This window comes from Edaphobacter flagellatus, from assembly GCF_025264665.1.
In the GTDB taxonomy this organism is placed as follows: Bacteria; Acidobacteriota; Terriglobia; order Terriglobales; family Acidobacteriaceae; genus Edaphobacter; species Edaphobacter flagellatus.
In genome coordinates this window covers 706,336-728,663 of the sequence record NZ_CP073697.1, presented here as the reverse complement: position 1 = coordinate 728,663, position 22,328 = coordinate 706,336, and the positions used below count along the sequence as shown (strand labels likewise).

The 22,328-nt window shown below is 57.8% G+C and carries 20 protein-coding genes; 7 read left to right on the top strand and 13 right to left on the bottom strand.

Features of this window, described 5'->3' with window-relative positions; all coding sequences use genetic code 11:
* Positions 1–246: 246 nt before the first annotated feature.
* Positions 247–621 carry a hypothetical protein gene (locus tag KFE13_RS02885; protein WP_260705638.1) on the top strand — a complete coding sequence of 125 codons (375 nt, stop codon included), beginning with the start codon at positions 247–249 and terminating at the stop codon, positions 619–621.
* A gap of 38 nt (positions 622–659) precedes the next feature.
* Here the strand turns inward: KFE13_RS02885 and KFE13_RS02880 are convergent, their stop codons facing one another.
* Positions 660–1,088, bottom strand: coding sequence for a hypothetical protein (locus KFE13_RS02880; RefSeq protein ID WP_260705637.1), 429 nt, complete (start codon positions 1,086–1,088; stop codon positions 660–662).
* 8 nt (positions 1,089–1,096) lie between these two features.
* Positions 1,097–1,765 (bottom strand): hypothetical protein, encoded by a 669-nt coding sequence (locus tag KFE13_RS02875; protein ID WP_260705636.1) that lies wholly within the window; start codon positions 1,763–1,765, stop codon positions 1,097–1,099.
* A gap of 101 nt (positions 1,766–1,866) precedes the next feature.
* Between KFE13_RS02875 and KFE13_RS02870 the strand changes: the two genes are divergently transcribed.
* From KFE13_RS02870 to KFE13_RS02855, 4 genes are all read left to right on the top strand, one after another.
* Positions 1,867–2,271 (top strand): RNA-binding S4 domain-containing protein, encoded by a 405-nt coding sequence (locus tag KFE13_RS02870; RefSeq protein WP_260705635.1) that lies wholly within the window; start codon positions 1,867–1,869, stop codon positions 2,269–2,271.
* 137 nt (positions 2,272–2,408) lie between these two features.
* Entirely contained in the window at positions 2,409–2,696 is a 288-nt protein-coding gene (locus KFE13_RS02865; protein WP_260705634.1) for an energy transducer TonB, read from the top strand.
* A gap of 104 nt (positions 2,697–2,800) precedes the next feature.
* The gene (locus KFE13_RS02860; protein WP_260705633.1) at positions 2,801–3,433 is read left to right on the top strand and encodes a YbhB/YbcL family Raf kinase inhibitor-like protein; all 633 of its coding nucleotides are present in this window, start codon (positions 2,801–2,803) and stop codon (positions 3,431–3,433) included.
* A 140-nt stretch (positions 3,434–3,573) separates the two neighbouring features.
* Positions 3,574–4,158: a hypothetical protein gene (locus tag KFE13_RS02855; protein WP_260705632.1), complete on the top strand. Its 585-nt coding sequence runs from the start codon at positions 3,574–3,576 to the stop codon at positions 4,156–4,158.
* Here KFE13_RS02855 and KFE13_RS02850 read toward each other — a convergent pair.
* From KFE13_RS02850 to KFE13_RS02820, 7 genes are all read right to left on the bottom strand, one after another.
* On the bottom strand, positions 4,155–5,522 hold the full coding sequence (locus KFE13_RS02850; RefSeq protein WP_260705631.1) for a cytochrome P450: 1,368 nt from the start codon (positions 5,520–5,522) through the stop codon (positions 4,155–4,157). The genes KFE13_RS02855 and KFE13_RS02850 overlap by 4 nt on opposite strands.
* A gap of 6 nt (positions 5,523–5,528) precedes the next feature.
* The gene (gene tmk, locus KFE13_RS02845) at positions 5,529–6,203 is read right to left on the bottom strand and encodes a dTMP kinase (RefSeq protein ID WP_260705630.1); all 675 of its coding nucleotides are present in this window, start codon (positions 6,201–6,203) and stop codon (positions 5,529–5,531) included.
* A 128-nt stretch (positions 6,204–6,331) separates the two neighbouring features.
* Positions 6,332–7,336 (bottom strand): aldo/keto reductase, encoded by a 1,005-nt coding sequence (locus KFE13_RS02840; RefSeq protein WP_260705629.1) that lies wholly within the window; start codon positions 7,334–7,336, stop codon positions 6,332–6,334.
* Positions 7,337–7,419: 83 nt separating this feature from the next.
* On the bottom strand, positions 7,420–7,767 hold the full coding sequence (locus tag KFE13_RS02835) for a hypothetical protein (protein ID WP_260705628.1): 348 nt from the start codon (positions 7,765–7,767) through the stop codon (positions 7,420–7,422).
* A gap of 40 nt (positions 7,768–7,807) precedes the next feature.
* Positions 7,808–8,587, bottom strand: coding sequence for a response regulator (locus KFE13_RS02830; RefSeq protein WP_313900674.1), 780 nt, complete (start codon positions 8,585–8,587; stop codon positions 7,808–7,810).
* Positions 8,588–8,668: 81 nt separating this feature from the next.
* The gene (gene lpxD / locus KFE13_RS02825) at positions 8,669–9,676 is read right to left on the bottom strand and encodes a UDP-3-O-(3-hydroxymyristoyl)glucosamine N-acyltransferase (RefSeq protein ID WP_260705626.1); all 1,008 of its coding nucleotides are present in this window, start codon (positions 9,674–9,676) and stop codon (positions 8,669–8,671) included.
* Between the two features lie 123 nt (positions 9,677–9,799).
* Positions 9,800–10,381, bottom strand: a complete 582-nt coding sequence (locus tag KFE13_RS02820; RefSeq protein ID WP_260705625.1) for a DUF6982 domain-containing protein — start codon at positions 10,379–10,381, stop codon at positions 9,800–9,802.
* A 210-nt stretch (positions 10,382–10,591) separates the two neighbouring features.
* Between KFE13_RS02820 and KFE13_RS02815 the strand changes: the two genes are divergently transcribed.
* Positions 10,592–12,382: a tRNA nucleotidyltransferase/poly(A) polymerase family protein gene (locus KFE13_RS02815; RefSeq protein WP_260705624.1), complete on the top strand. Its 1,791-nt coding sequence runs from the start codon at positions 10,592–10,594 to the stop codon at positions 12,380–12,382.
* A 114-nt stretch (positions 12,383–12,496) separates the two neighbouring features.
* Here the strand turns inward: KFE13_RS02815 and KFE13_RS02810 are convergent, their stop codons facing one another.
* The 4 genes from KFE13_RS02810 to KFE13_RS02795 all read right to left on the bottom strand — a co-directional run bounded on the left by KFE13_RS02810 (position 12,497) and on the right by KFE13_RS02795 (position 19,445).
* Positions 12,497–13,003: a chemotaxis protein CheX gene (locus KFE13_RS02810; RefSeq protein WP_260705622.1), complete on the bottom strand. Its 507-nt coding sequence runs from the start codon at positions 13,001–13,003 to the stop codon at positions 12,497–12,499.
* A 124-nt stretch (positions 13,004–13,127) separates the two neighbouring features.
* On the bottom strand, positions 13,128–16,739 hold the full coding sequence (locus KFE13_RS02805) for a TonB-dependent receptor (protein WP_260705621.1): 3,612 nt from the start codon (positions 16,737–16,739) through the stop codon (positions 13,128–13,130).
* A 47-nt stretch (positions 16,740–16,786) separates the two neighbouring features.
* On the bottom strand, positions 16,787–17,809 hold the full coding sequence (locus tag KFE13_RS02800; RefSeq protein ID WP_260705620.1) for a hypothetical protein: 1,023 nt from the start codon (positions 17,807–17,809) through the stop codon (positions 16,787–16,789).
* Between the two features lie 91 nt (positions 17,810–17,900).
* Entirely contained in the window at positions 17,901–19,445 is a 1,545-nt protein-coding gene (locus KFE13_RS02795; RefSeq protein ID WP_260705619.1) for an FAD-dependent oxidoreductase, read from the bottom strand.
* Between the two features lie 361 nt (positions 19,446–19,806).
* On the opposite strand from KFE13_RS02795, the gene KFE13_RS02790 reads away from it, so the two are divergent.
* Complete coding sequence (locus KFE13_RS02790) at positions 19,807–22,320, top strand: heavy metal translocating P-type ATPase (protein ID WP_260705618.1); 2,514 nt, start codon at positions 19,807–19,809, stop codon at positions 22,318–22,320.
* Positions 22,321–22,328: the final 8 nt, after the last annotated feature.

Below are 22,328 nucleotides of genomic sequence, written 5' to 3'. Positions count from 1 at the left end.
GGTTATAAGAATTTCGTTCTGGATGAAGTGAAGGCCAGGGCTTGACAAGGAGATCTGTGGAAAAGTAATGCACCGGATCGCCGATGGTCTGCGGATCGGCCGCAGGAGCTCTTTACAGGCTTGTAACGGCTGTGAGATAAGTCTCTTTTGTTCGTTGTATTTGAGCTTTGCATTGACGATTTTGGCCCACTGAAATGACCTGTTTTGGGGATGGTCAGAGGGCGTGCACGGGAACAGGATGTTTGCATGCGATTCGTTCGGGCCCTCTCCTGCTTTTCTGCTGTTTTGATCTGCGCCGGTTCTTTATCCGCTCATGCTGTGGTCAGCACGGCTTGGCGTACGCCGGCGTACGCATTGCGTGTCCATAAGGCGGGCGTTGTGCCTGAGGTTTCGGCGAGCCTGCGTGAGGACGTTGCCCGGCATCCGAACGACTTTGTGACGTTCGAAACGCTGACGGCGGGCAACCGGTTTCTGGAAGAGCATTGGGTAGATGCGAGCCGGGAAACGGAGCAGAGGATGATCGACCGCGGTGTGCTGGGGTACTGGCGTGGCAAGACGCTGGTATTGCTGCCGATCCTTTCGATGGGACAAACAACAAGTCAGACAGAGATCTATCGGTAATCGTGGGAACGGCAGGTTGATGCCGGAGACGCGATGCTTTAGGCAACGATGGGAATTTTTGTGATGTCGCAGAAGCGGCCGAGGCTGTTGGCTTTGGCAAGGTCTTCGAGCTTCGCGGTATAGAACTGTTTCTGTAGCGATTCGGCGAGCTGGGTTTGTTTTGCGGTATCGCTGGCGAAGCCGGGTATGTAGTAGTCCTTGAATCTTTCCATATCGATCATGTAGCCAGAGGGCTTGGAGACGAAGAAGCAGACGAAGCCTGCGACGAACTTCAGCTCGCGCAGCACGTTCTTGTCGTCGGGGAGCTCGTCGGGAGCGATGTAGTCTTCGGGGACGCGCAGCCCTTTGGCGGAGCGGTTGAGGCGTGCCTGTACGAGAAAGGCGACGAGCGCGGCTTCGTCGTTTTCGTAGAGATAGTTGTCGGGCGTCTGTTCGTTCTCGATGAGATAGGTGTGGAAGAAGGCCATGAGAGCTCCTATTTTTTGCAGGCGCAGATTGGTTTGGGGCGATGGTGGTGCTTCACCGGCTTGCACGGTGGGGGCGGGGGTGGAGGCGCAACGACAGGGGGCGGAGGACAGGTGACCTCGACCTTGATTGGCGGGAGGTCGAGTGGTGCGGGTGGTTTGAGTCTGAGCCAGCCGAGGCCGAGCTCGAGGACGGGCACGGCAAGCAGGACGAGTCCGAGAACGATGGCGCTGGTGGCGGTGGTGAGCCAGTAGGCGAAGCGGGCGTTGTGGTCAGAGCTGACGAGAAAGGCTTCTTCGCGACGCCAGAAGAAGTTGAACCGCAGATGGATGGTGAAGGCGAGAAGGATGAAGAAGTAGAGAAGCGCGGCGATGAGGGGGAGGAGGTAGGCTCCGGGGCCAACTTTGTCGTTGAGCCAGGTGATGAGCCCGAGCGTGGCGGTGATAGCGAAGGTACAGACGCTGAGGACGGTGTCGCAGGACTTCTCGGCGCGTTCACGAGCGATGGAACGGAGGTTGTCGCCCTGGGAGCTCCAGGAGGATTTGGTGAGGGCAATAAAGAGGAGGAAGAGCGCGGAGCAGAGAAGGACGGAGAGGATGGCAACGGCCCAGAGGGCGAAGGTGTGCTCCGGTGGAGGTTCCGGTTGAGCCGCGGCGACGACGATCACGCCTGAAAGCATAGGAAACTCGCTTGTACCGGGGGTCTGGGGAGAGGCCAAGTTAGCAGATGCAGTGGCAGCGGTCAACGGTTGAATCGCTGGCTTTGAGGGAGAATGGGGGAATGAGTTCTGTACGGATGGATAAGTGGTTGTGGGCAGCACGATTCTTCAAGACGCGGGCGCTGGCGTCGAAGGCTTGTGAGCTGGGGAGGGTGGACTGGAAGAAGGGCGAAATGACGTGGCAGCCGGCGAAGGCGGCTCGCGATGTTCACGAAGGCGACATGCTGAAGATAAAGAACGATAGCGGCGAGTTTCAGATTGAGGTGCTGGGCCTGAGCGAGGTGCGTGGACCTGCGGCGGTGACGCAGGGTTTATACCGAGAGACGGACGAGAGTAAGGCTGCTCGCGCGGCGGTGGTGGAAGCGAAGAAGGCGATCCCGGTGTATGAGCGTGTGTGGGAGAGTGGACGGCCGACGAAGCGGGACCGCAGAGTAATGAACCGGTTGCGGGGGAGGCAGGGGGGCTGATGCGAGTTAGGGCTTTCATCTGGTTTCTGTTGCTGATTTCTATTGCTTCTGTCGATATAGCGTTTGCGCAGGAGTCGAATCAAAGGGCGGTTTGGCAGAAAGATTCGAATGCTCCCGTGGGAAGTGAGAGGAACCCGGTGCGAGTTTCCTCGGGGGTGATGGCGGGACGTTTGATTCATCGTGAGATGCCGCAGTATCCCGCCGTCAAGAACGGCGACAAGGTAGCCGGTGCGCAGGTGATGCATGCGGTGATCAGTCCAGAGGGTAAAGTGGAGCGGTTGGAGTGGGTGAGTGGTCCGCAGATATTTCGTGAGCCGGTGATGGATGCGGTGCGCCGGTGGACTTACAAGCCGTATCTGCTGGATGGTAGGGCTGTGTGGGTAGAAACGACGATAACGATGAATGTCGATTTTGGCGGCATGTGAGGTTAGGGGATCAGAGGTCCTTTGACTGCGCTCCCGATGGTCGCATCGCTCAGGATGACACCGTTTGGACCGCAAGGTATGGTTTGAAAGGAGAAAAATCTGCAATGCGACTGTGGAGCAGAAGTTTCAAGGATGGCGGCGTCATTCCTGGCGAGTTTGCGTTTGCTGTGCCGGATGCGGCGAACCATGTTGCGCTAAGCGCGAATCGTAATCCGGAGCTGGAGTGGGCCGATGTGCCGGAGGGAACGAAGTCGTTTGTGCTGATCGCGCATGATCCCGATGTGCCGAGCAAGGGCGACGATGTGAACAAACAAGACCGCGAGGTTCCGGCATCGCTGCCGCGCGTGGATTTTTATCACTGGATTCTGTTGGATATTCCGGCGAGCACAAGGAAGATCGCGGCGGGCAGCCATAGTGATGGTGTGACGGCTCGCGGGAAGAGTGGACCTGCGGCTGAGGGTGGCATGCGGCATGGGGTGAACAACTACACGGAGTGGTTTGCCGGGGACGCGAGCATGGAAGGGGATTATTACGGCTATGACGGGCCGTGTCCTCCGTGGAACGATTCGATCGTGCACCACTACATTTTCACGGTATATGCGCTGGATGTTCCGCATATTCACGTAGACGGCAGGCTGACGGGTGTAGCTGTGCATGAGGCGATGAAGGGGCATGTGCTGACGAAGGCCAGCGTGATGGGGAAGTACTCACTGAATCCGAGGGTTGAGGTGAAGTAGGGAGAAACTGTGCTTCGGCTTGTTTTTGGCTTCAAGGAAGTTTTTCTTCGGAAGATGATTAAAGGACGATGACCCCGATACACTGGTAGGGCACATACGTCCAACGGTTGTATCTCTTCGGTTTAAGGATTTAGCAAAAGATGAAATTGTGGTTTTCTCTTCTGGTAGCTGTCGTCTTTCTTACGACCATTCCCTCTCATGCACAGATCGGTCTGTATGTGAATCCAGTGGCTACGCGCATCAGCAACTCGCAGGCTGATTCGGGAGTGTTCTCGTTCCTTGGCGACGGTACGACGTCGCGCATGTTCTGGGGAGCGAACATCGGCGGGTATTACGACCGCTGGCATGGCGAGAAGTTCGATGCAGGCATCGATATCCGCGACCAGATCATCGGGGCGAACAATGCCCGTGAGAACAACTTTCTGCTCGGCGCGCGTGTGGTGGCGAAATCGCTGTCGCCCTCATGGCGGCCTTACGTAGAGGTGCTGGGGGGAGCGGGAACGACACGTGCCCCGCACAGTTCGGTGCGTATCACCCGGGGAACCTATGGAGTTTTTGTCGGTGCGGACTATAAGCTGAGCCGCGTCGTCGATGTGCGGGCGTTCGAGATCGGTTATGGATCGTTGTCGACGATCAGCAGCGTTGCTGTGGGTAGCGCAGCCAGCTCCTATCCTTCTTCCAACCAACTGCATTTCAGCGCAGGACTGGTCTTCCGCATCCGTTAGCCTATCGAGCGCAGACTGAGGCGCATGGGCATGGCATCTCTCGGGCGAAGAGTGATTTTCGCCTGCGGAACGGGTGGCGTAGAGGCCATGTAATGCATGCGCCATCGTGACGCAATCCTCGCGATGGCAAGGACGCCTTCCATCCACGCAAAGCTTTCGCCGATACACTGGCGTGAGCCTGCGCCGAAGGGAAAGTAAGTAAAGCGCGGGCGAGATGCTTTGGCCTCGGGTGTGAACCGATCGGGATCGAAGCGAAGCGGGTCCGGGTAAAACTTTTCCGTCCGGCTGACAATGTATTGACTCATGAAGAAGTGGGCACCGGCTGGAATGCGGTACGGGCCGAGTTCGACGGGCTGAGTCGACATGCGTCCCATAGCCCATGCCGGTGGGTAGAGCCTCATGGATTCCGCAAAGACCTGCTCGGTGTAGCGGAGGTTTGGGTAGTCGGCCAGGGTGGGCAGACGGCCATGAAGGACCAGGTCGATCTCGGCATGGAGCTTGGCTTCAGCTTCGGGATTCTGCGAGAGGAGATACCAGGTCCAGGCCAGCGCGTTTGCGGTGGTTTCGTAACCGGCCAGGAAGATGGTGAGGACTTCGTCGCGAATCTGCGAATTCGTGAGCACGGAGCCATCTTCGTCGTGCGACGCGATGAGCATGGAGAGCAGATCTCCTTTGTCTTCGCCTGAGGTGCGATGCTCGGCGATGAGTCGCGTTACGACCTCGTCGAGGCGAGCCTTCGAGCGCCGGAAGGCGTTGATGCGGCGGATGGGAACCGGGAAGGGGAGATCGAGTACAGCTTCCATGCGCGGGAACGCGATGAGGAAGTTGTAGATCTCCATGATGGAATTGACTTCGTCGTTGATGCGTCGGATGTCGTCCGTGACCTGCGTGTTGAAGAGCGTGCGAGCGGTTATCTCAAGAGACAGGGACATCATGGCAGCAGAGATATCGATGATCTCGCCCTCACGCCATTGAGAGGAATGTGCTTCCGCACTACGCACAATCTCATCGGCATAGGCGGAGATGCGCTGCCGGTGAAAGGCAGGAGCGACGATACGGCGCTGGCGGATATGAACAGGGTCGTCTGAAGTAATGAGTCCTTCACCGAGCAGAATCTTCATGCGACGGACAGTGCGCTCTTTAACAAAAGACGCAGCCTGGGTGACGAGGACTTCGCGGATGTAGTCGGGCTCGTTAATGAAGATGATGGGCGTGCTCATGAACCGGTAGTGCGCGATGGGTCCGTAGGTACGGTGGAGGTATTCGAAGAGACGAATGGGTTCGCCGAGCTTGACCCAGGGCTTGAAGGCGTAGAAGGGTAGCGAGAGAGGAAGGCCCGGCGGAAAATTCCAATGTTTGCTCATTGCCGGTTACGGAACAGAGGCGGGAATACGGGCAGAGACGATTTCGCGGATGCGGGCTTCGATCTGATCGATACCGGCGTCGTCGCGGATGGCGGCAACGCGTTCAGGTTCGCGTGCGGCGATGGCTTCATACGCTTGATAGATGCGCGTGTAGAACGCATCGTCTTCCCGTTCGAAACGACCCTCGTCGGCGCCTTTCTGCTGCGTGGTGCGCTGGTTGCGACGGCGGGCGCGGTGGAGTGATGAGGCGAGCGAGGGCAGTAGCAGCAGCGTGAGGTCGGGCTGCAGGTTGTTGCAGACGGCGCGGTGCATCGAGAGGATGCGCTCGCTGCCAAGCTCACGTCCTGCGCCCTGGTAGGCCTCGGACGAATCGGTATAGCGGTCGCAGAGGACGATGGCCCCGGCGTCGAGTGCAGGCAGGATGATCTGGTGGATGGACTGGGCACGGTCGGCGAACATGAGCGCCATCTCGGCGAGCGGTGCGATGGCGCCGAGTGATTCTTCGGAGCGCGAATCGAGCAGGATGGAGCGGATGCGGTCGCCGAGGGCCGTGCCTCCCGGCTGACGGAGGGTAACGACTTTGTGGCCTTCGGACTCAAGCGAGGCGGCGAGGCGGCGAAGCTGTGTGGTTTTGCCGGAGCCGTCGAGGCCTTCGAAGGTGATGAAGTATCCGCGCTGCATAAAGACAGGATAAAGCAGGTGGGAATGCAGTTTCGCGCAGAGGTGGGGAAATGAAGCTGAGGTCTCTGTGGTTGAGACCTCAGCTTGCGGTTATCTTGACTGCTTGCGGTTATCTTGACTGCTTGCGGTTATCTTGACTGATCGATGCGCTGCATCTGCGCGACAGTGTAGCGGTCGCCCGCGATCTCTTCCTGTGGAATGGCTGCTTCGAGCTCGGCTACTTCGGCAGCGGTGAGTTTGATGTCGGCTGCGCCTGCGTTTTCTTCGAGGTACTTTCTGCGCTTGGTGCCGGGGATGGGGACGAGGTCGTTGCCCTTGGCGAGCACCCAGGCGAGGGCGAGCTGTCCGGGCGTGGCTCCGCGGCGCGCTGCGATTTCGCGTACGCGGTCGACGAGGACCTGATTTCGGTCGAAGTTCTCTCCGGTGAATCGTGGGTAGCGCTCGGCCCGGAAATCTCCAGCGCTGAAGTCGGACTTGCTCCTGAAGGCTCCGGTGAGGAAGCCGCGGCCGAGAGGCGAGTAGGGAACGAAGCCGATGCCGAGTTCGCGGACGGTGGGCAGGATCTCGGCTTCCACGTGGCGCTCCCAAAGGGAGTATTCGGTCTGGAGTGCGGTGATGGGGTGAACCTTGTGGGCGCGTCGGATCGTTGCCGGAGAGGCTTCAGAGAGGCCGAGATACTTCACTTTGCCGGCTTTGACGAGGTCGGCCATGGCGCCGACGGTGTCTTCGATAGGAACCTCGGGATCGACGCGGTGTTGGTAGTAGAGGTCGATGTAGTCGACGCCGAGGCGCTGGAGCGAAGCTTCGCAGGCTTGCTTGACGTACTCGGGTTTGCCACTGATCTGCCAGTAGGTGGGATCGTCTTTTTTGCGGATGTTGGCGAACTTGGTGGCAACGAAGAACTCGTCGCGGCGCGGCTTGATGGTGCGTCCAACCAGCTCTTCGTTATCACCGATGCCATAGGTGTCGGCGGTGTCGAGAAAGTTGATACCGAGGTCGAGTGCGCGGAGGATGGTAGCTGCGGATTCGGCGTCGTTGCGCTCGCCGTAGAACTCGCTCATGCCCATGCAGCCGAGTCCCATGCGGGAGACGACTGCGCCCTGTGAACCTAGTTTTACTTTTTCCATGCTCATGACGATTTGGATGATCCGGTCGATATGTGGGTTCGTGGCAGTTTTGGATTGACGTGTTTTGCTAATAGTTTGGCGCGTTTTGCTTATCGGGTGTGCGTGTTGTCCTGCCATTGCACGCCATTGGGATGGATGGTGATCGTGAATGGTCCTTCTGCACCCTCTTTGAGGAGCGGGCCGTCGAACTTCTTTTCCTGATTTGCGGGATCGGTGTAGATGAGCTTCATCTTGCCCTGGCCGATGATCTTGAAGCGGTAATGGAAGTCGGCTCCGGGTGCCAAAGATTGAGTGCCGAAGCTGGCGCTGGGATAGTCGACCTCAATGAGCTGCAACGGCTGCGTGGTGCGGTTGGAGACGGTCGCTTCGACATAAGCGGAGTGGCAGCCGATAAGCAATAACACGGGCAGGAAGGCTAGAGCGCGAAGCGGATGCATACGGTTTAAGGGTAGCAGGTGCATGTGCCTGGCGAGGGAGTCAGGCGTAGAGGCTGGGGGTGCGTTCGAGGATGCGGGCGGTGAGAACGACTCCGGAGCGGTTGTCGTGGAGGGTGATGGGAAAGGCGAGGACACTCCAGGTGACGTTCTGCTCGCCGGTCTTGGGCAGAGCGAGCAGTCCGCGGCGGGTGCGGTCGATGTAGGTCTCGCGGGTGAGGGAGACGGTTTTGAGGACCTCGCGCCAGTCGCGCATCAGGGTGGGCATCTCGTCGAAGACGCAACGTCCGGGAAACCAGTCGCGCGATTGGCCGAGGTAGTCGGCGGCAGCGTCGTTGCAGTGCATCCAGATGCCGCGGTCGTCGAAGATCTGGACAAGAACATCAGAGCCGATGGCCATGGCAATGCGGGAGTAGAAGAAGTCGCGGGCATCGACGACGACTGGGACGCCGCGGCGCTTGGCCTCGAGGGCGCTGAGCGCAGCCAGAAGATCATCTACGGAGCTATAACCTTTGAGGAGGTGCATGTCCTCGGCTCCGCCGAAATGCCGTTCGAGGGTGGCTGAAAGGATGATGATGGGGACGTGGGGGCGGGTGCGGCGAAGACTGGTGGCGACTTCGGTGCCGAACTGTCCGGAGCCGAGGTGATAGTCGAGGACGGCGATGTCGATTGAGTTGAAGACTTCGGTGGCCTCTTCGATGGTTGAGGCGGGGATGCAATGGTAGCCGTGCTGGCGGAGGATGGCGGTGCGGAGATGAAGGTTCGTGGGCTCGTCATCGAGCAGGAGGACACGAACATTAGAAGCGCGGATGTTGCTGGACACACCTCCACTCTGTTCCGGCGGCTCTACCATGGCTAGGCAATAGGATGCCTCAATATGGCAGTGAGTCAACCTGTATTTGTCTTATTTTTCATTATTTTTGGCCGAAGACTTGAGGTTACGGAGCAAGTCTGGGAGCCGGTTGACGGCAGCAACGGTACGGAGCCATTGACGGTTGTCGATGGCCGGGTAGCCGCTAACCATCTTGCCGGGTTCGACATCGTTGGGGATGCCGCTCTGTGCGGTAGCGATGGCTCCGTCGCCGACGGTGCAGTGGCCGGCTACGCCGACCTGGCCGGCGAGGATGACGGATTTGCCGATGGTGGTGGACCCGGCGAGGCCAACCTGGGCGCAGAGAAGGGTGTTCTGGCCGACGGTGGAGCCGTGGCCGACCTGGACGAGATTGTCGACCTTTGCCCCGGTGTGGATGCGGGTTTCGCCGATGGAGGCGCGGTCGATGCAGGCGTTGGCCTGAACCTCGACAGCATCTTCGAGGACGGCCGGACCGGACTGAACGATCTTGTACCAGCTGCCGTCGGATTGCTTGGCGAAGCCGAAGCCGTCGGCTCCGATGATGGCTCCATTTTGGAGGACGACATAATCGCCAAGCTGGCAGTATTCGCGGACGACGGCGTGGGCGTGTGCGAAGAAGTTGTTGCCTATGTGCGCGTGTGGGTAGATGACAACATGCGGCAGCAGGACGGCGTTGTCGCCGAGAGTGACGTGATCGCCTATTACGGCGTAGGCCCCGATGTGGGCGTTTGTGCCTACTTTGGCTGTTGGTGCGATCACTGCGGTGGGGTGGATGCCGGGGGCGTAGGCAGGCGGCTGGTAGAAGAGCTCGATGGCGCGGGCGAAAGCGAGGTAGGGGTTCTTGAGCCGCAGGGTGGCGGCGGAGACTGCGGGGAAATCGGGTTCGACGAGGATGGCTGAGGCGCGGGTGGTTTTGGCAAGTGCCGCGTATTTGGGGTTGGCGACGAAGGTGAGGTGGCCGGGGCCGGCTTCCTCGATACCGGCGAGGCCGGAGATGACGGCGGCGGGGTCACCCTGGAGGGTGGCTCCAAGGTGCAGGGCCAAGTCTTCAAGCTTCATGGAGGGGATTTTACTAGGGGAGACACATGGGGGCCTGGGTGCACAATGCGGAGATCCTCGACTCCGCTACGCATCGCTCGGAATGACACTTCAAACTTTAGAGGCGATGTTTCTAGCACCGCTTTAGTTTGGTCGGGCGCTGGGCGGGAGATTGTGGAAGAGGTCTTCCTGGAGGGTGGGGGTAGCGGTGGAGCGCGGCAGCGGCTTCTTGCGCGACGGCGTGGTGATGACGGCGATCAGCTGCAGATCGGCGATGGCCGTACGCGGAACATAGATGCGCTGGGTGTTGGAGCGGATATCGGGCGGGATGAGGAAGATGCCGGAGTCGTCGATCAGGTCGTCGGCGAGGGAGAGGTCGATGGGAGCGAGGCCTTCGAAGATGTCGGCCTCGGTTGTGGTGGCGGGATTAGGGGAGGAGCCGCGGAAGGTGAGGCGAAGCCAGAGGCCTTCGGTGCGGGGCCGGGCAAGGAAGGTGCGGCGGGTGAGGCGCTCGGGGTTGAGGGGGTCGTTGAGATTAAAGTCGCGGACGTAGCAGATGTATTTGATCTCGGAGAGGGGGAGGGTGAGGATGCGTCCGGAGAGGTCGAGCAGATCGATGACGCGGGGATTGGATTGGGCGCGAACGATATGCGATAGAGTCAGATAGCCGGGGACGGTGTCCCCGACGAACCGCCGGACGATAACTTTTTTGTGCGCCGAGGACATGATGCTCTGTGGCGGATTGTCGCACGTGGATGGCAGGAGAAGGTCACAAAAGCTTCGTCCGGAGTAGTCAATTTGCTAACGCTGTGCTAAAGTCAGCTTTTGTGTCGCGGTAGTTGAAATTTCTAAGCGGTTGATTTTCCATGGCTTATGTCGGTCCAGACATTTGGAAAATGCCGCTTAAGACCGGCTTGGAGCGATTGACCACAAATTATGGCCGATTACATCTATCTTCTGGAGAACCGGCTTTCGAAGGCGCAGCAGGCAGCGTTGGCGAAGGTGATTGAAGTTGCTCGTCATAAAGGATTTACGAGCTTTCTGGTAGGCGGAGCGGTACGGGATTTAACGAGCGGCTCGCCGGTGCGCGATCTGGATGTAGTGGTTCAGGGAAATGCTCTCAAGCTAAAGAAAGATATAGAGAAAATCGGTGGCAAAGTATCTGGGGAATCGGAAGTGACCCAGTCGTTCTTTGTCCAGTTTCCGGGTTCAGTGCGGATGGAGATCGGCTCGACGCTCTCGGTGAACTATCCGAAGCCGGGTAAACCGGTGTACAGCCCGACGACCATTCTGGAGGATCTGAGGCGGAGAGACTTTACAGCAAACTCAATGGCCCTCTCGCTCAATCAGGGGTCGTACGGCCTGCTGATGGACCCGCTGAACGGAGTGGCAGACATTGAGAACCGCGAGCTGCGGTTGGTCAATCCGTATGGGTTCATTGAGGACCCGGTTCGTATGATCCGCGGAGTGCGGTTTATGGCTCGTTTGGGCTGGTCGCTGGATGAGCGCACCCGGAGCCGGTACGAGACAGGTAAGGAAGAGAACTATATTGCTGCGATGCCTGCCGCTCAGAAGGGCTATGAGACGGAGGAGGTCTTTCTGGAGGAAGACCCGCTGCGAGTGATGAGGCGGCTGGAGGCCGAAGGGTGGATGAAGCACCTGAATCCGGCTGTGGCTTCGAATAAGGCGAATGCGGCGGAGCTGGAGAAGCTGCGTGATGCTCAGGCTCAGCTGCATATGCAGGGGATTCATGCAGAGGCGGCCGCAGCCAGTTTCCCGATGTTGACGGCGAAGATGGCTCCGAAGGACGTGGCGGCTCTGAAGAAGAGCTTTGTGCGGCAAGGCTTCGTAGACGAGATTAATGGGCTGGAGGCCGAGGGCAAGGCATTTGCCGCGCAGCTGTCGAGCAAAGAAGCTGCGTTGCCATCGCAGGCGTGGAAGCTGTTGCATGCAGCTCGGCCGGAGGCGGTGCTGTGGGCTGCGCATCATGTCAAGACGGCTGGCGTGCAGAACAAGCTGAAGGCCTTCTACACAGACTGGCCGCAGGCTCGGCAGAGGATTCCGTATGCGCAGATGCAGGAGATGCGGATTACTCCTGAGGTTGCAGGTTATGAAGAGCTGCTGGATAAGCTGTTCTTTGCGCTGATGGATGGCAAGCTGGGGACAGTGGAGGAGATGAAGGCGTTTCTTGAGCCGTATTCTCCGCCCGCGCCTCCACCGCCGGTGCATCTGCGGCGCGCGCGCGCGACGCGGAAGGATGCCAAGCCTGCGAAGGGCAAGAAGAAGGCAGCTCCTGCAGGGGAAGCGGCTGATGCTGCGGCCGAGGTTCCGTCGGTAAGCGCGGCAGAGGCGCCAGCTCCTGCGAAGGGGAAGAAGGGCACTGCGGTTGTCGAAAAGAAGCCTGAGGTCAAGAAGGCTGCGGCTCCGGTAAATGTCGCGGCCAAAGCGGTTGCCTCGGCGAAGAAAGCGGTTGTTGCTGCTCCGGCGAAAAAGGTTGCGGCGAAGGCTCCAGCGAAGAAGACTGTTGCCAAGCCTGCGGCGAAGAAGCCAGTTAAGGTTGTAGCGAAGAAGCCAGCGACGAAGGTGATTGCCAAGAAGGCCCCAGCGAAGAAAGCTCCAGCGAAAAAGCCTGTGGTCGTGAAGAAGCCTGCACCGGCGAAGAAGGTGGCTGCGAAGAAGGCTCCAGCGAAGCCAGCGACAAAGAAGGCTATCAAGAAGAAGCGGTAATGGTTTCCGCTACATAGTGAGCACGGCTGCGAAAGCTGATGTTTGGGAGAAAGCAATGGACCGAGTCGAACATATAGACTCGGTCCATTGCTTTAAGCAGTGTCGCGGGGCCAATTAGGAAGGCCACTCGCCATAGATATTGATGGTGAGTGGAGCGTCGTGAAACCAGTAGCTGCGCGCCATGCGGAAGGCTGTGTTCTTGCGGTGGATGTCGTAATGGGAGCCAGTGACAACGGTGGGAACGGAGAGCAGGCAGGCGGCGTGCAGTGAAGGGATCTTCGACTTCCAGGCACCGGCGAGAATGTTGGTGATTTCGCCGAGAGCGTCGTAGACATCGCTGGAGAGTTCGGTGATCTCGATGCCGAGCATGGTGGAGGCGAGCTGCTTGGCCGTGGTTTCGCTGACGACGAGGGTATAGCCTCCGCTGAGCGCTCCCGCGAGACCGATGACGGCTGTGAGGGTGATGGGGACGTTGGTGGGTGCGACCTCATGGTCGGACACGGTAACGGGGGAGCCGAGCATGAGCCCGAAGACTTCATCGACGGTCTGGTCGAGGAGTGCGGTGTTAGTGACTTCTGTGAGCTGGTTTGTCTGCTCCGGTGCGTCGATGGACGAGGGCATGTTGTTGGCTGGTCTCCTGCGCGATGGTGTTGATGGTTCTATCGGCGAGGGAAGGGGATGGATGAGTTGAAGCACAAAAGAAAATGCCCCGGCCTCCTAGGAGGCCGGGGCAAGTGGTTAAGGGTTAGAAGTGATACTTGACGGACAACTGCAGGTTCCTTGGGTTCGAGCGGACAGTAGTGATCTGACCGAAGGTTGCAGGAGAACCCACGCTGCTGGCAGGGTTCGACCAATAGGCACTATTGAAGAGGTTGTCAGCATCAGCGCGGAAGTTAATCTGCTGCTCATGCCATATCGTGAAGTCCTTGGTAACCGAGGCCCCATAGGTTTGATAGCCAGGGGCGCGCTCCGAGGTAGGACGTGCTGTACCAAAGGTTCCTGGTGCAGGTTGACCGTACGCACAGACCCCATTGTCGACGCCGGCGGCGCATGGGATAGCCGAAGGATCGGTTCCGAACCAGTTGTTGATGGAGCGGTTGACGATCTTCATCTGGCGGTAGTGATTCGCACGCTGCGAGTTGCCATTGACCATCGAGTTGTTGGTCGCGCCGATATTGACTGGGAAGCCAGTGTAGAGAATACCGGTCATGCCCACCTTCCATCCGCCGACCATTTCATCGAGGACAAGAGGCAGGCTGCTACCCCACATACGATTGCGGCCGATTGGCAGGTCGTATACCAAGTTGTAGTTGACTGCATGACGCACGTCCTGTCCGATAGGTCCCCACTCAGGGCGGAGATTATAGACATTTTCTGCGTAGGCACTGGCAACAGTGACACTGGGCACACCATAGAAACCGGTGCTGTTGGTGAGACCCTTGCTCCACGTGTAATTAGCAGTGTACTGCAGGCCATGCCATGCACGCTGGCGGAAGCTGACTTGCAGAGAGTTGTAGTTCATCGCGGCGTTCGAGTCCGTGTAACGGATGACGCCATTATAGCCAACGCCCGGAGTGGTGTAGAAGGGCGCTGGGGCTTGGGTGAGGCAAGCCGCTGGAGGGTTGGGAGTGTTAACAGTTACGGGAGCCCCATTAATAATGCAAGGATTGGGCAGCTGATTACGCTGGTTTGCGGTGACCAGATGCTGTCCAGACTCGCCGGCATAGCCAACTTGTAAGGATGCTGTGTTGTTAAGCTGATACTCAAGAGTCAGATTGTAGATGCTGATAAATGCAGGTTTGATTTTCTTGTTCCAGACGTTGTAGACATTGGACAGAGCAGTAGCACTGCCGAATCCACCTTGTACATTGTAGAAGGCACCTGCGGTATTTCCAGTGCCAGGCAGATTTCCGCTGAGCTGGGAAGCTGACTGGAAGGGAAGGTTGGTGGTCATACGAAGGTTTGCACCGGTGCCTTCCATGTAGTTCTGCAGGCCGTATCCGCCGCGAACGACGAACTTGGGAGTTGCAGACCAGGCGAAGCCGATACGGGGCATGACGCTGCCATAGAACGGGTCTACCAGTCCTCGACCGTAGCCTGCATTTTTAGCTGTAATGCAGGGTAGGTTGAACGGCTGGCATACGGAGGTATTGCTGCCATCAATGATTATCCTGCTGGGATTATTGGGATCGATGGTAGACATCTTGTGGTTGACCTCATAAATCGGCTGCGAGTACTCGTAACGTACGCCGAGGTTGAGGGTAAGGGTGGGTGTGATCTTCCAGTCGTCCTGTACAAAGTAAGCATCACGCCATTGACGCATACCAACTGGACCAGCGACGCCACCGATGCTCTTGAAGCCAGCACGGTTCAGGATGAAGTCAGCGGCGGTATAGCCGGTACTGTATCCGTTGGGAGATCCCGATTGGCTGGATGTCCCAGGCCCAAGGAAGAAGAAGCCACCGAGCGAGCCATCATTGCCAGGGTAGAAGTTGTTCTGCTGTTGGCGGAGGAACTGCACACCGAACTTGAAGGTATGGCGGTTCTTAAGCCAGGTGAAGTTGTCGCCGTACAAGAAGGTGTTGATGGTATAGTTAGTGCCGGTGTTCTGGTTGCCAAGGGTTGTATATTCTGTTCCGTTGGTTGCGGTAAAGCCTTGCGGACTATTGGAGTTGTTGAAGCCGAGTGCAGAAAAGCCTGCAAACTGCTGATTGACAGGGTTGTTTGCTCCGATACCCAGAATGCTATCTCCCTTCAGGCCAAAGGCGCCTGTTGGATCGAGCAGGACGGCGCCGTTGTTCTGAATTCGGGTGTAGCCAGCGCGGAACTCATTCACCATAGCTGAGTTGAAGGTATGGACTTCGTTGATCGCTACGCCACGCACAGGATAGGTCGGGGCGCTGGCAAAGCTGGTGGGAAGAACATTCCGTGTGGTCTGTCCTTGATTTGCATACGAAAAGCGCACGAACAAGCTATCGTTTTGCGTGGCTTTCCAGTCGACTTTGATATCAAACTGATTGCCATAGTTGCGAGATTTGGTGGGGCCGACATAATTGTTACGAGCAGGAGTATTGCTCGCATCTGGTGCGCGGTTTGCATGGGGATAGAGCTCGGGATGAGCAAACAGATATTGAGCTGCGGGATTCTGAATGGAAATCTGGTTGTTGGCGAATTGAGGATTTCCATTAGTGGCCGCATCGTACAACTGGATCAGTCGAGAGGCCGATGCGCATTTGACACCGTTGATGGTGACAAAGCCCGAAGTCAGCCCCTGATCGCCCGAGCACATGAGGCTGGGGTTCAGAAGCTCAGAGAAGTCTCCACTGCGCATCCTATCGGTGAGGACAGTTGCGGTTGAGCTGCCACCGGAGTGAAAACGACCGCCCTGGTAATCACCGAAAAAGAAAAGCTTGTCCTTGAAGATCGGCCCGCCCAGCGTGGCTCCGAAGATGCTGCGAGTGAAGGTGTTCCTGGGAATGATAGTAGATCCGTGTTTATTCGCCCAGGAATTGGCATTCAGAAGGTGATTGCCAAGGAAGTAGAAGGCGCTTCCGTGGAATTGATTGGTGCCGCTCTTGGTCTGGTACAGAATGTCACCGCCGAGCACATTGCCATATTCCGCAGGAGCATTGGCAGAGATAACCTGCACCTGGCCGATGGCATCGACGCTGGGATTGTAGCCAGGCGTATCGTCGAGCGTCTGGTTGATGTTCATACCGTCAAGCAGATACTGATTGGTCTGCTGACGATTGCCGTTGACCGAGACTGAGCTACCGCTGCTGGCGCCAGCCATATTGTTGCCGCTGAGAGGGCCAGAGACAGACGCATTGCTGACGAAGCTGTTCGGCGAGGTGCTGATAGCGCCTGGAAGGAACATCGTCAGAGCATTGATATTGCGGCTGACCAAGGGGACGTTTTCGATGGCACGGGTGTCTAGTGTCGTGGCCAGCGTTGGATTTTCTGTATTGAGCAAGGGAGCTACTTCAGCATCGACCGATACTTTCTGTTGCGTACCGGCGAGGCTGAGTCTGCCATCGATTTTGGCGACCTGGCCAGTCTCGAGGACGAACGGGCCGTAGCTGGAGGTTCCAAAACCCTGGGCGTCGATGGAGACCTTATAGTTGCCGATCTGCAGGAAGCGGATGTTGTAGAGACCGTCATTGTTTGTCGTGCTCTCGGTTTTGACGCCGGTGTCGACATTGGTCGCTACAACCTTGGCGTTTGGAATAACGGCGCCAGTGGCGTCGGTCACGGTGCCGGTGATACTGCCCGTGATGGTCTGCGCGCCGGCGACCAGGCTACATACGAGTAGCAGGGCCAGCGGTATGAACTGGAAGTGTTTGAGTAATCGTTGCATCGTTGTCTCCTCAGAGTTGCGTTGTTGCTCGGTTGAAGTGTTGTTTTCTAGGACTGGACAGCTGGAGCAAAGAACCGATAGCGGATCTTCCAATGGCCCGTTTTTCCTGGGGGTACATCGAGGTGGATGTAGGCCTCGGGAGAGACGGTTGAACGTACAGACCATAGGTAGAACCGTGAGATCGGCGAATCCGAGCTCTGCTCTACCCCAACCTTTGTTTTTGTGTCTTCGACCGTGAAATGGTAGTCAGAGGCATTGCTTGAATAGCCTTTGATGTAGCCAGCGACGGAATGTTTTGGTTGCAGTTCCTCCTTATAGGTGATGTTGTTTCCTTCGAGCTCGACGGCATCTCCTAGCGGAGTCTCCGGCTGTGGCTTGAAGGGAAATCGGATGGTGATACCGGCGCTTGTCGGCTGTCCATCGAAGATGAGGAAGTCGTGATCGTAGACTTCGGTCGTGATGGCGCGGGTGCCGGTGTTCTTCAATGAGTGCTCGAGCATCATGGTGGAGCCATCGAGCGAAAGCTTCTTCTGGTAGATGTAGGCGTAGCCGCGCGGTCCCGTGATGATTTGTGTAAAGATGACGGCGTGTTTCTTGACGGAGACCTTCCACTTGCCTGTATCGACGATGGGATAGACGACGCCGAACTTGTAGGGGCTGTCGTCGATGCGGCGAAGGACGCCGACGCCAGGTTTGAGGAAGGTTTCGCCGGGCTTTGCTTCGCCGTAGCCTAGGGCTCCATCTTCGGAACGGAACTCTTCGACAGGGCCGGTGATGGAGTCATTGATCATCGGATCATATTTCTGGAACCACTCACCAAAGAAACGATGTCCATTGAGAGAGACGCAGGCTACGACCCCGGACCAGTCGAAACGCGAGGAGCGGTAATAGCCGTTTGTGATATCGGGGAGGAAGACCATCGCATCCAGCGTACCGTTAGAGAGAAGAGCCTTGGGATGATCAGCGTGAGGGACATCGGCACAGAGCGAAGAAGACGAGGCGGCGGCAGCATGCAGCGGTGCGACCATGAGCACGGCCGCGATCAGGCTGCTGTGTAGATGTATGGACAACCGCCAATCCATAAATCGAATCAAGTACGTCTCCGTAAACATCGTCTGCGTTGCTGCAAAAAAGTGTTAACTGCCCTGGCCGCAAAGTGGCTCAGGGGCGAATCGACATGGCGTGGTGAAATATGTTGTTGGAATCGTAACGCCGTTTGACGTCCTGAAGGAAGGGATAAAGTCCCTGTTCTCCGTAATAAAGTTGCGGCCAGAACGGATAGACGAGCATATCGGCGTCTGGATAGTTGATATAGCAGCCCTCATAATGGTCATTCCAGTACGGTGTGCCTTTGTAGCGAGGGTCAGCATCGGGACCTGAGTAGAGGTCCGTGTAAAAGTCGTGCATCCATTTCAAACGGGCAGCGTCGTCTTCAGGCTTGTTCCAGTAGCTCTGGAACTGCAGCTTAAGAATGGAGGCTCGCTGCGGGACAGCAGTTTGACTGGCGAGCTCAGGCTTGTTGACGGCGCCTCCATAGGAATCGACGGCGAGGATGCCGTTGGCCCCGGGAACATCACGGGTGAGGTGCTTGTAGATGAGGCGCGCTTCGTCGGGGGTAAACCCACGCTTCATATAGCAGGACTTGTACTTAGCGCGAGCTCCTCCACCTACACCGCCCCGGACGGTCGCCTCGTACCAGGATTGGCGGTTCATATTGTGGGGACCGGAGCAGGGGATTGGAGTGCCATCGGGCTTTCTGACGATGGCATTGGCGCCCGCCTGGGGGCTGTGCCTGGACTCTATCGGTTCGTGCTTGGCGACCACCGGCTTGCAGGGCTGGAAGAGGTCGATAAACTCGTTGAGCGCCTTGAGATCGTCGCAAGTGCCGTCGGGATTGCAGAACTGGACGCCGATGCCGACATTGCCTGAGGAGCGGTGCGAGAGTCCGAGGCCGGTAAACATACCCCAGGTATCGGGGTCATTGCCGCGGGTTTCAAAGTAATGCCCGTAGGTGGTGAGGATAGCCTCGAAGCGCTCCGGGGTCATGTCCTCCCAGGGGAAGGCCATATGGACGTTGACCACCTCGCGCGGAGCGGTGGGCATCTTGTCGAAGTAATAGGCAGTGATAATGCCGAAGTTGTTGCCGCCCGCCCCCCGACAGGCGCGGAAGAGATCGGGATCGTTCTTGGCATCGACACGACGTTGGACGACAGTGCCTGAGGCGTCGACGGTGAGAATGTCGACCGCGGAGAGCCAGTCGACGGTGAGTCCGTACATGCGGCTGAGGACGCCGTAGCCTCCGCCGGAGATGTGTCCGCCGGCTGCGACGCTATAGCAGGAGCCTCCGGGGAGGGTGACGCCGAACTGCTTGTAGAGCTCGGTATAGGCGTCGCCGAGACGCATGCCGGTGCCGATCTTATAGGTATGGCCGCTGCCTGTGGCGTCGAAGCTGTTCAGCAGGCTGAGGTCGAACAGTACGCCGCCGGGATTGTTGGCAACGAAATCCTCGTAACAATGTCCGCCGGAACGAATTGTCGGACGCAAGCCAGCGCGGACGGTTTTCTGCAAAGCTTCGGCGACATCATCCGGGTTCTGGCATATCTCAATGCGCGCTGGACCGTCGGCATCTGAAACAGGAAAGCGATGGTTATTCGCTTTTTTCAGAATGGGATACCGTGGGTCCTGACGCGAAACAGAGATCGACATGTTGCTCCTAGCATGGGTAAGGCGATCGCTGCATCAGGGATTTCCAGAAGCACATCGCAGGTTCCGTTGTCGCGCAAAGGGAGATAAATTTTCCCCGGCCCGTTGCATCGCAAAAGAAAACAATTAGAAGCGGAAACCCTACATTTTCAGTGCGTTTCCAATGTGTGTATCTAGAGTGTAACGATTTGATTACAAAGAGAATTATTCTGTCAATCAGGCGCTTGATCAAGGTTTGTGTAGGTCAAATGTCCTAAATATGCAGTAAAGGTCGAACCTTTCGTGCTTATTTGTTGCTTCTTCACTTCGATGTATGTCTTTTCCATCCATGGAACGGAGCGACAGGGTGTAATGCAGATGGACGATGTCCGTCTGCAGGGCTGGAGGAAAGATCGAGATGAATGAGGTGGAGAAGGACCCTGTCTGCGGCATGCAGGTTGCAGCGGCAACGGCAAAATGGACGCTCGAACACGAACAGAAGCGTTGGTACTTTTGCAGCGAAGGATGCAGGAAGAAGTTCGAGGCTGATCCGGGAAGATATGACGGCGGACGGCAGGACGCCAGCTCACTGGTGTTAATTGGCGTGAATCCTTCGCATGGATCGTGCTGCAGCGGCGGCGGCCACTCGATACCTGTAGCTGCAGCGACGGCGCCTGTCCATGGGAAGGCAATGTACACGTGCCCGATGCACCCAGAGGTGACGTCGGAGAAGATGGCGGCGTGTCCGAAGTGTGGGATGGCTTTGGAGTCTGTCGCTCCAATAACAGCGCGTGTGGAGTATACGTGCCCGATGCATCCCGAGATTGTGAAGGATGGCCCGGGGAGCTGCCCAATCTGCGGCATGGCGCTGGAGCCGCGCGAGGTGACGGGAGAGCAGGTCAATCCAGAGCTGGAGGAGATGACGCGGAGGCTCTGGATCGGTGCGGCGCTGACGCTGCCTCTGCTCGCGTTGATGGTTGCGGATATTTTGCCCGGGGGCTTGTTTGCCGGCATAATGCACAACCGTTGGGTGGGATGGCTGGATTTGGCATTGGCGACTCCGGTTGTGTTGTGGTGCGGATGGCCGTTCTTTGAACGAGGCTGGGCATCGCTGGTGCATCGCAGCCTGAATATGTTCACCCTGATTGCGATGGGTACGGGAGCGGCGTATCTGTATAGCGTTGTTGCTGTGATTGTGCCGGAGGTGTTTCCTGACTCGTTCCGCGAACACGGTGTGCTGGGGCTTTATTTTGAAGCCGCGGCAGTCATCACGGTGCTGGTGCTGCTGGGGCAGGTGCTGGAGCTGCGCGCGAGAGACAAGACAGGTGGTGCGATCAGGGCGCTACTGGGGCTGGCTCCGAAGATGGCGCGTCGCGTTGCGCACGATGGCACGGAGAGGGATGTCCCCTTGAGCGAGGTTGTCGTTGGCGACAAGCTGCGCGTAAGGCCAGGAGAAAAAGTTCCAGTGGATGGTGTTGTGCTGGATGGCCGCAGTTCGGTGGATGAGTCGATGGTGACGGGTGAATCCGTCCCGGTCGAGAAAGAAGAAGGGAGCCGTGTTGTCGGCGGAACGATGAATGGAACAGGCGCATTGATGATGCGTGCCGAGCGCGTTGGTTCCGATACCTTGCTGGCACAGATTGTGAAACTGGTGAGTGAGGCTCAACGCTCGCGTGCCCCGATCCAGCGGCTGGCAGACAAGGTTGCAGGATACTTTGTCCCCGTGGTTCTGACTGCTGCCATGCTTGCAGCGATTGTGTGGGGAGTGTGGGGGCCGCAGCCGCGTCTGGCGCATGCGCTGGTGATTGCGGTGGCTGTGTTGATGATTGCTTGTCCGTGCGCGCTGGGACTTGCGACACCGATGTCGATCATGGTGGCGACAGGGAAGGGCGCGCAGGAGGGCATTCTGGTACGGAGCGCTGAAGCTCTAGAGACGCTGGAGAAGGTGGACACTCTAGTTGTCGATAAAACGGGCACTCTGACCGAAGGCAAGCCGCGATTAATCAAGGTGGTTGCAGTGGAGGGAGTGAGCGAAGAGGCGCTGCTGGGCGCCGTCGCGAGTCTTGAGCGCGCGAGCGAACACCCGCTGGCGGCAGCTATTGTTGCAGGCGCGATGGAGAAGCGTATCAGGCTGGAGAACGTGACCGCGTTTGATTCGATCACTGGGCATGGAGTTGTCGGTGCGGTTGACGGCAGACATGTTGTTGTAGGGAATCTGGCGATGATACGTAAAGCTGGTGTTGCTGCAGAGGCGTTAGAGCAACAGGCGGAGATACTGCGCAGCGAAGGCAAGACGGTTGTGCTGGTGGCAATCGATGGACATGCCGCGGGTTTGGTCGCAGTCGAGGACCCGATCAAAGCGACCACGTCACAGGTAATCCAGGAGCTGAAGCAGAGCGGTCTGAACATATTGATGGTGACAGGCGATAGCAGATCGACGGCAGCGGCGGTCGCAAAGAAGCTTGGTATAGAGTTCGAGGCGGAAGTGTCTCCTGAGGGTAAGGCAGCTGTTGTTACGCGGCTTGTGAAGGCAGGGAAGATGGTTGCCATGGCGGGTGATGGCGTTAATGATGCTCCCGCTCTTGCCGTCGCGCAGGTGGGCATTGCCATGGGCACAGGCACAGATGTGGCGATCGCCGCAGGTGGGATTACGCTGGTGAGCGGAGATCTGCGCGGTCTGGTGAAGGCACGCAGGCTAAGCCAGAAGACGATGCAGAATATCCGGCAGAATCTCTTTTTTGCCTTTGTTTACAACGCAGCAGGAGTTCCGTTGGCTGCCGGTGTTCTTTATCCTCTGCTGGGATGGCTGCTGAATCCGATGGTAGCTGCTGCTGCGATGAGCTTCAGCTCTGTCTCCGTGATTGCGAATGCGCTACGGCTACGTAGCGCGAGATTGTGAGCTATCAC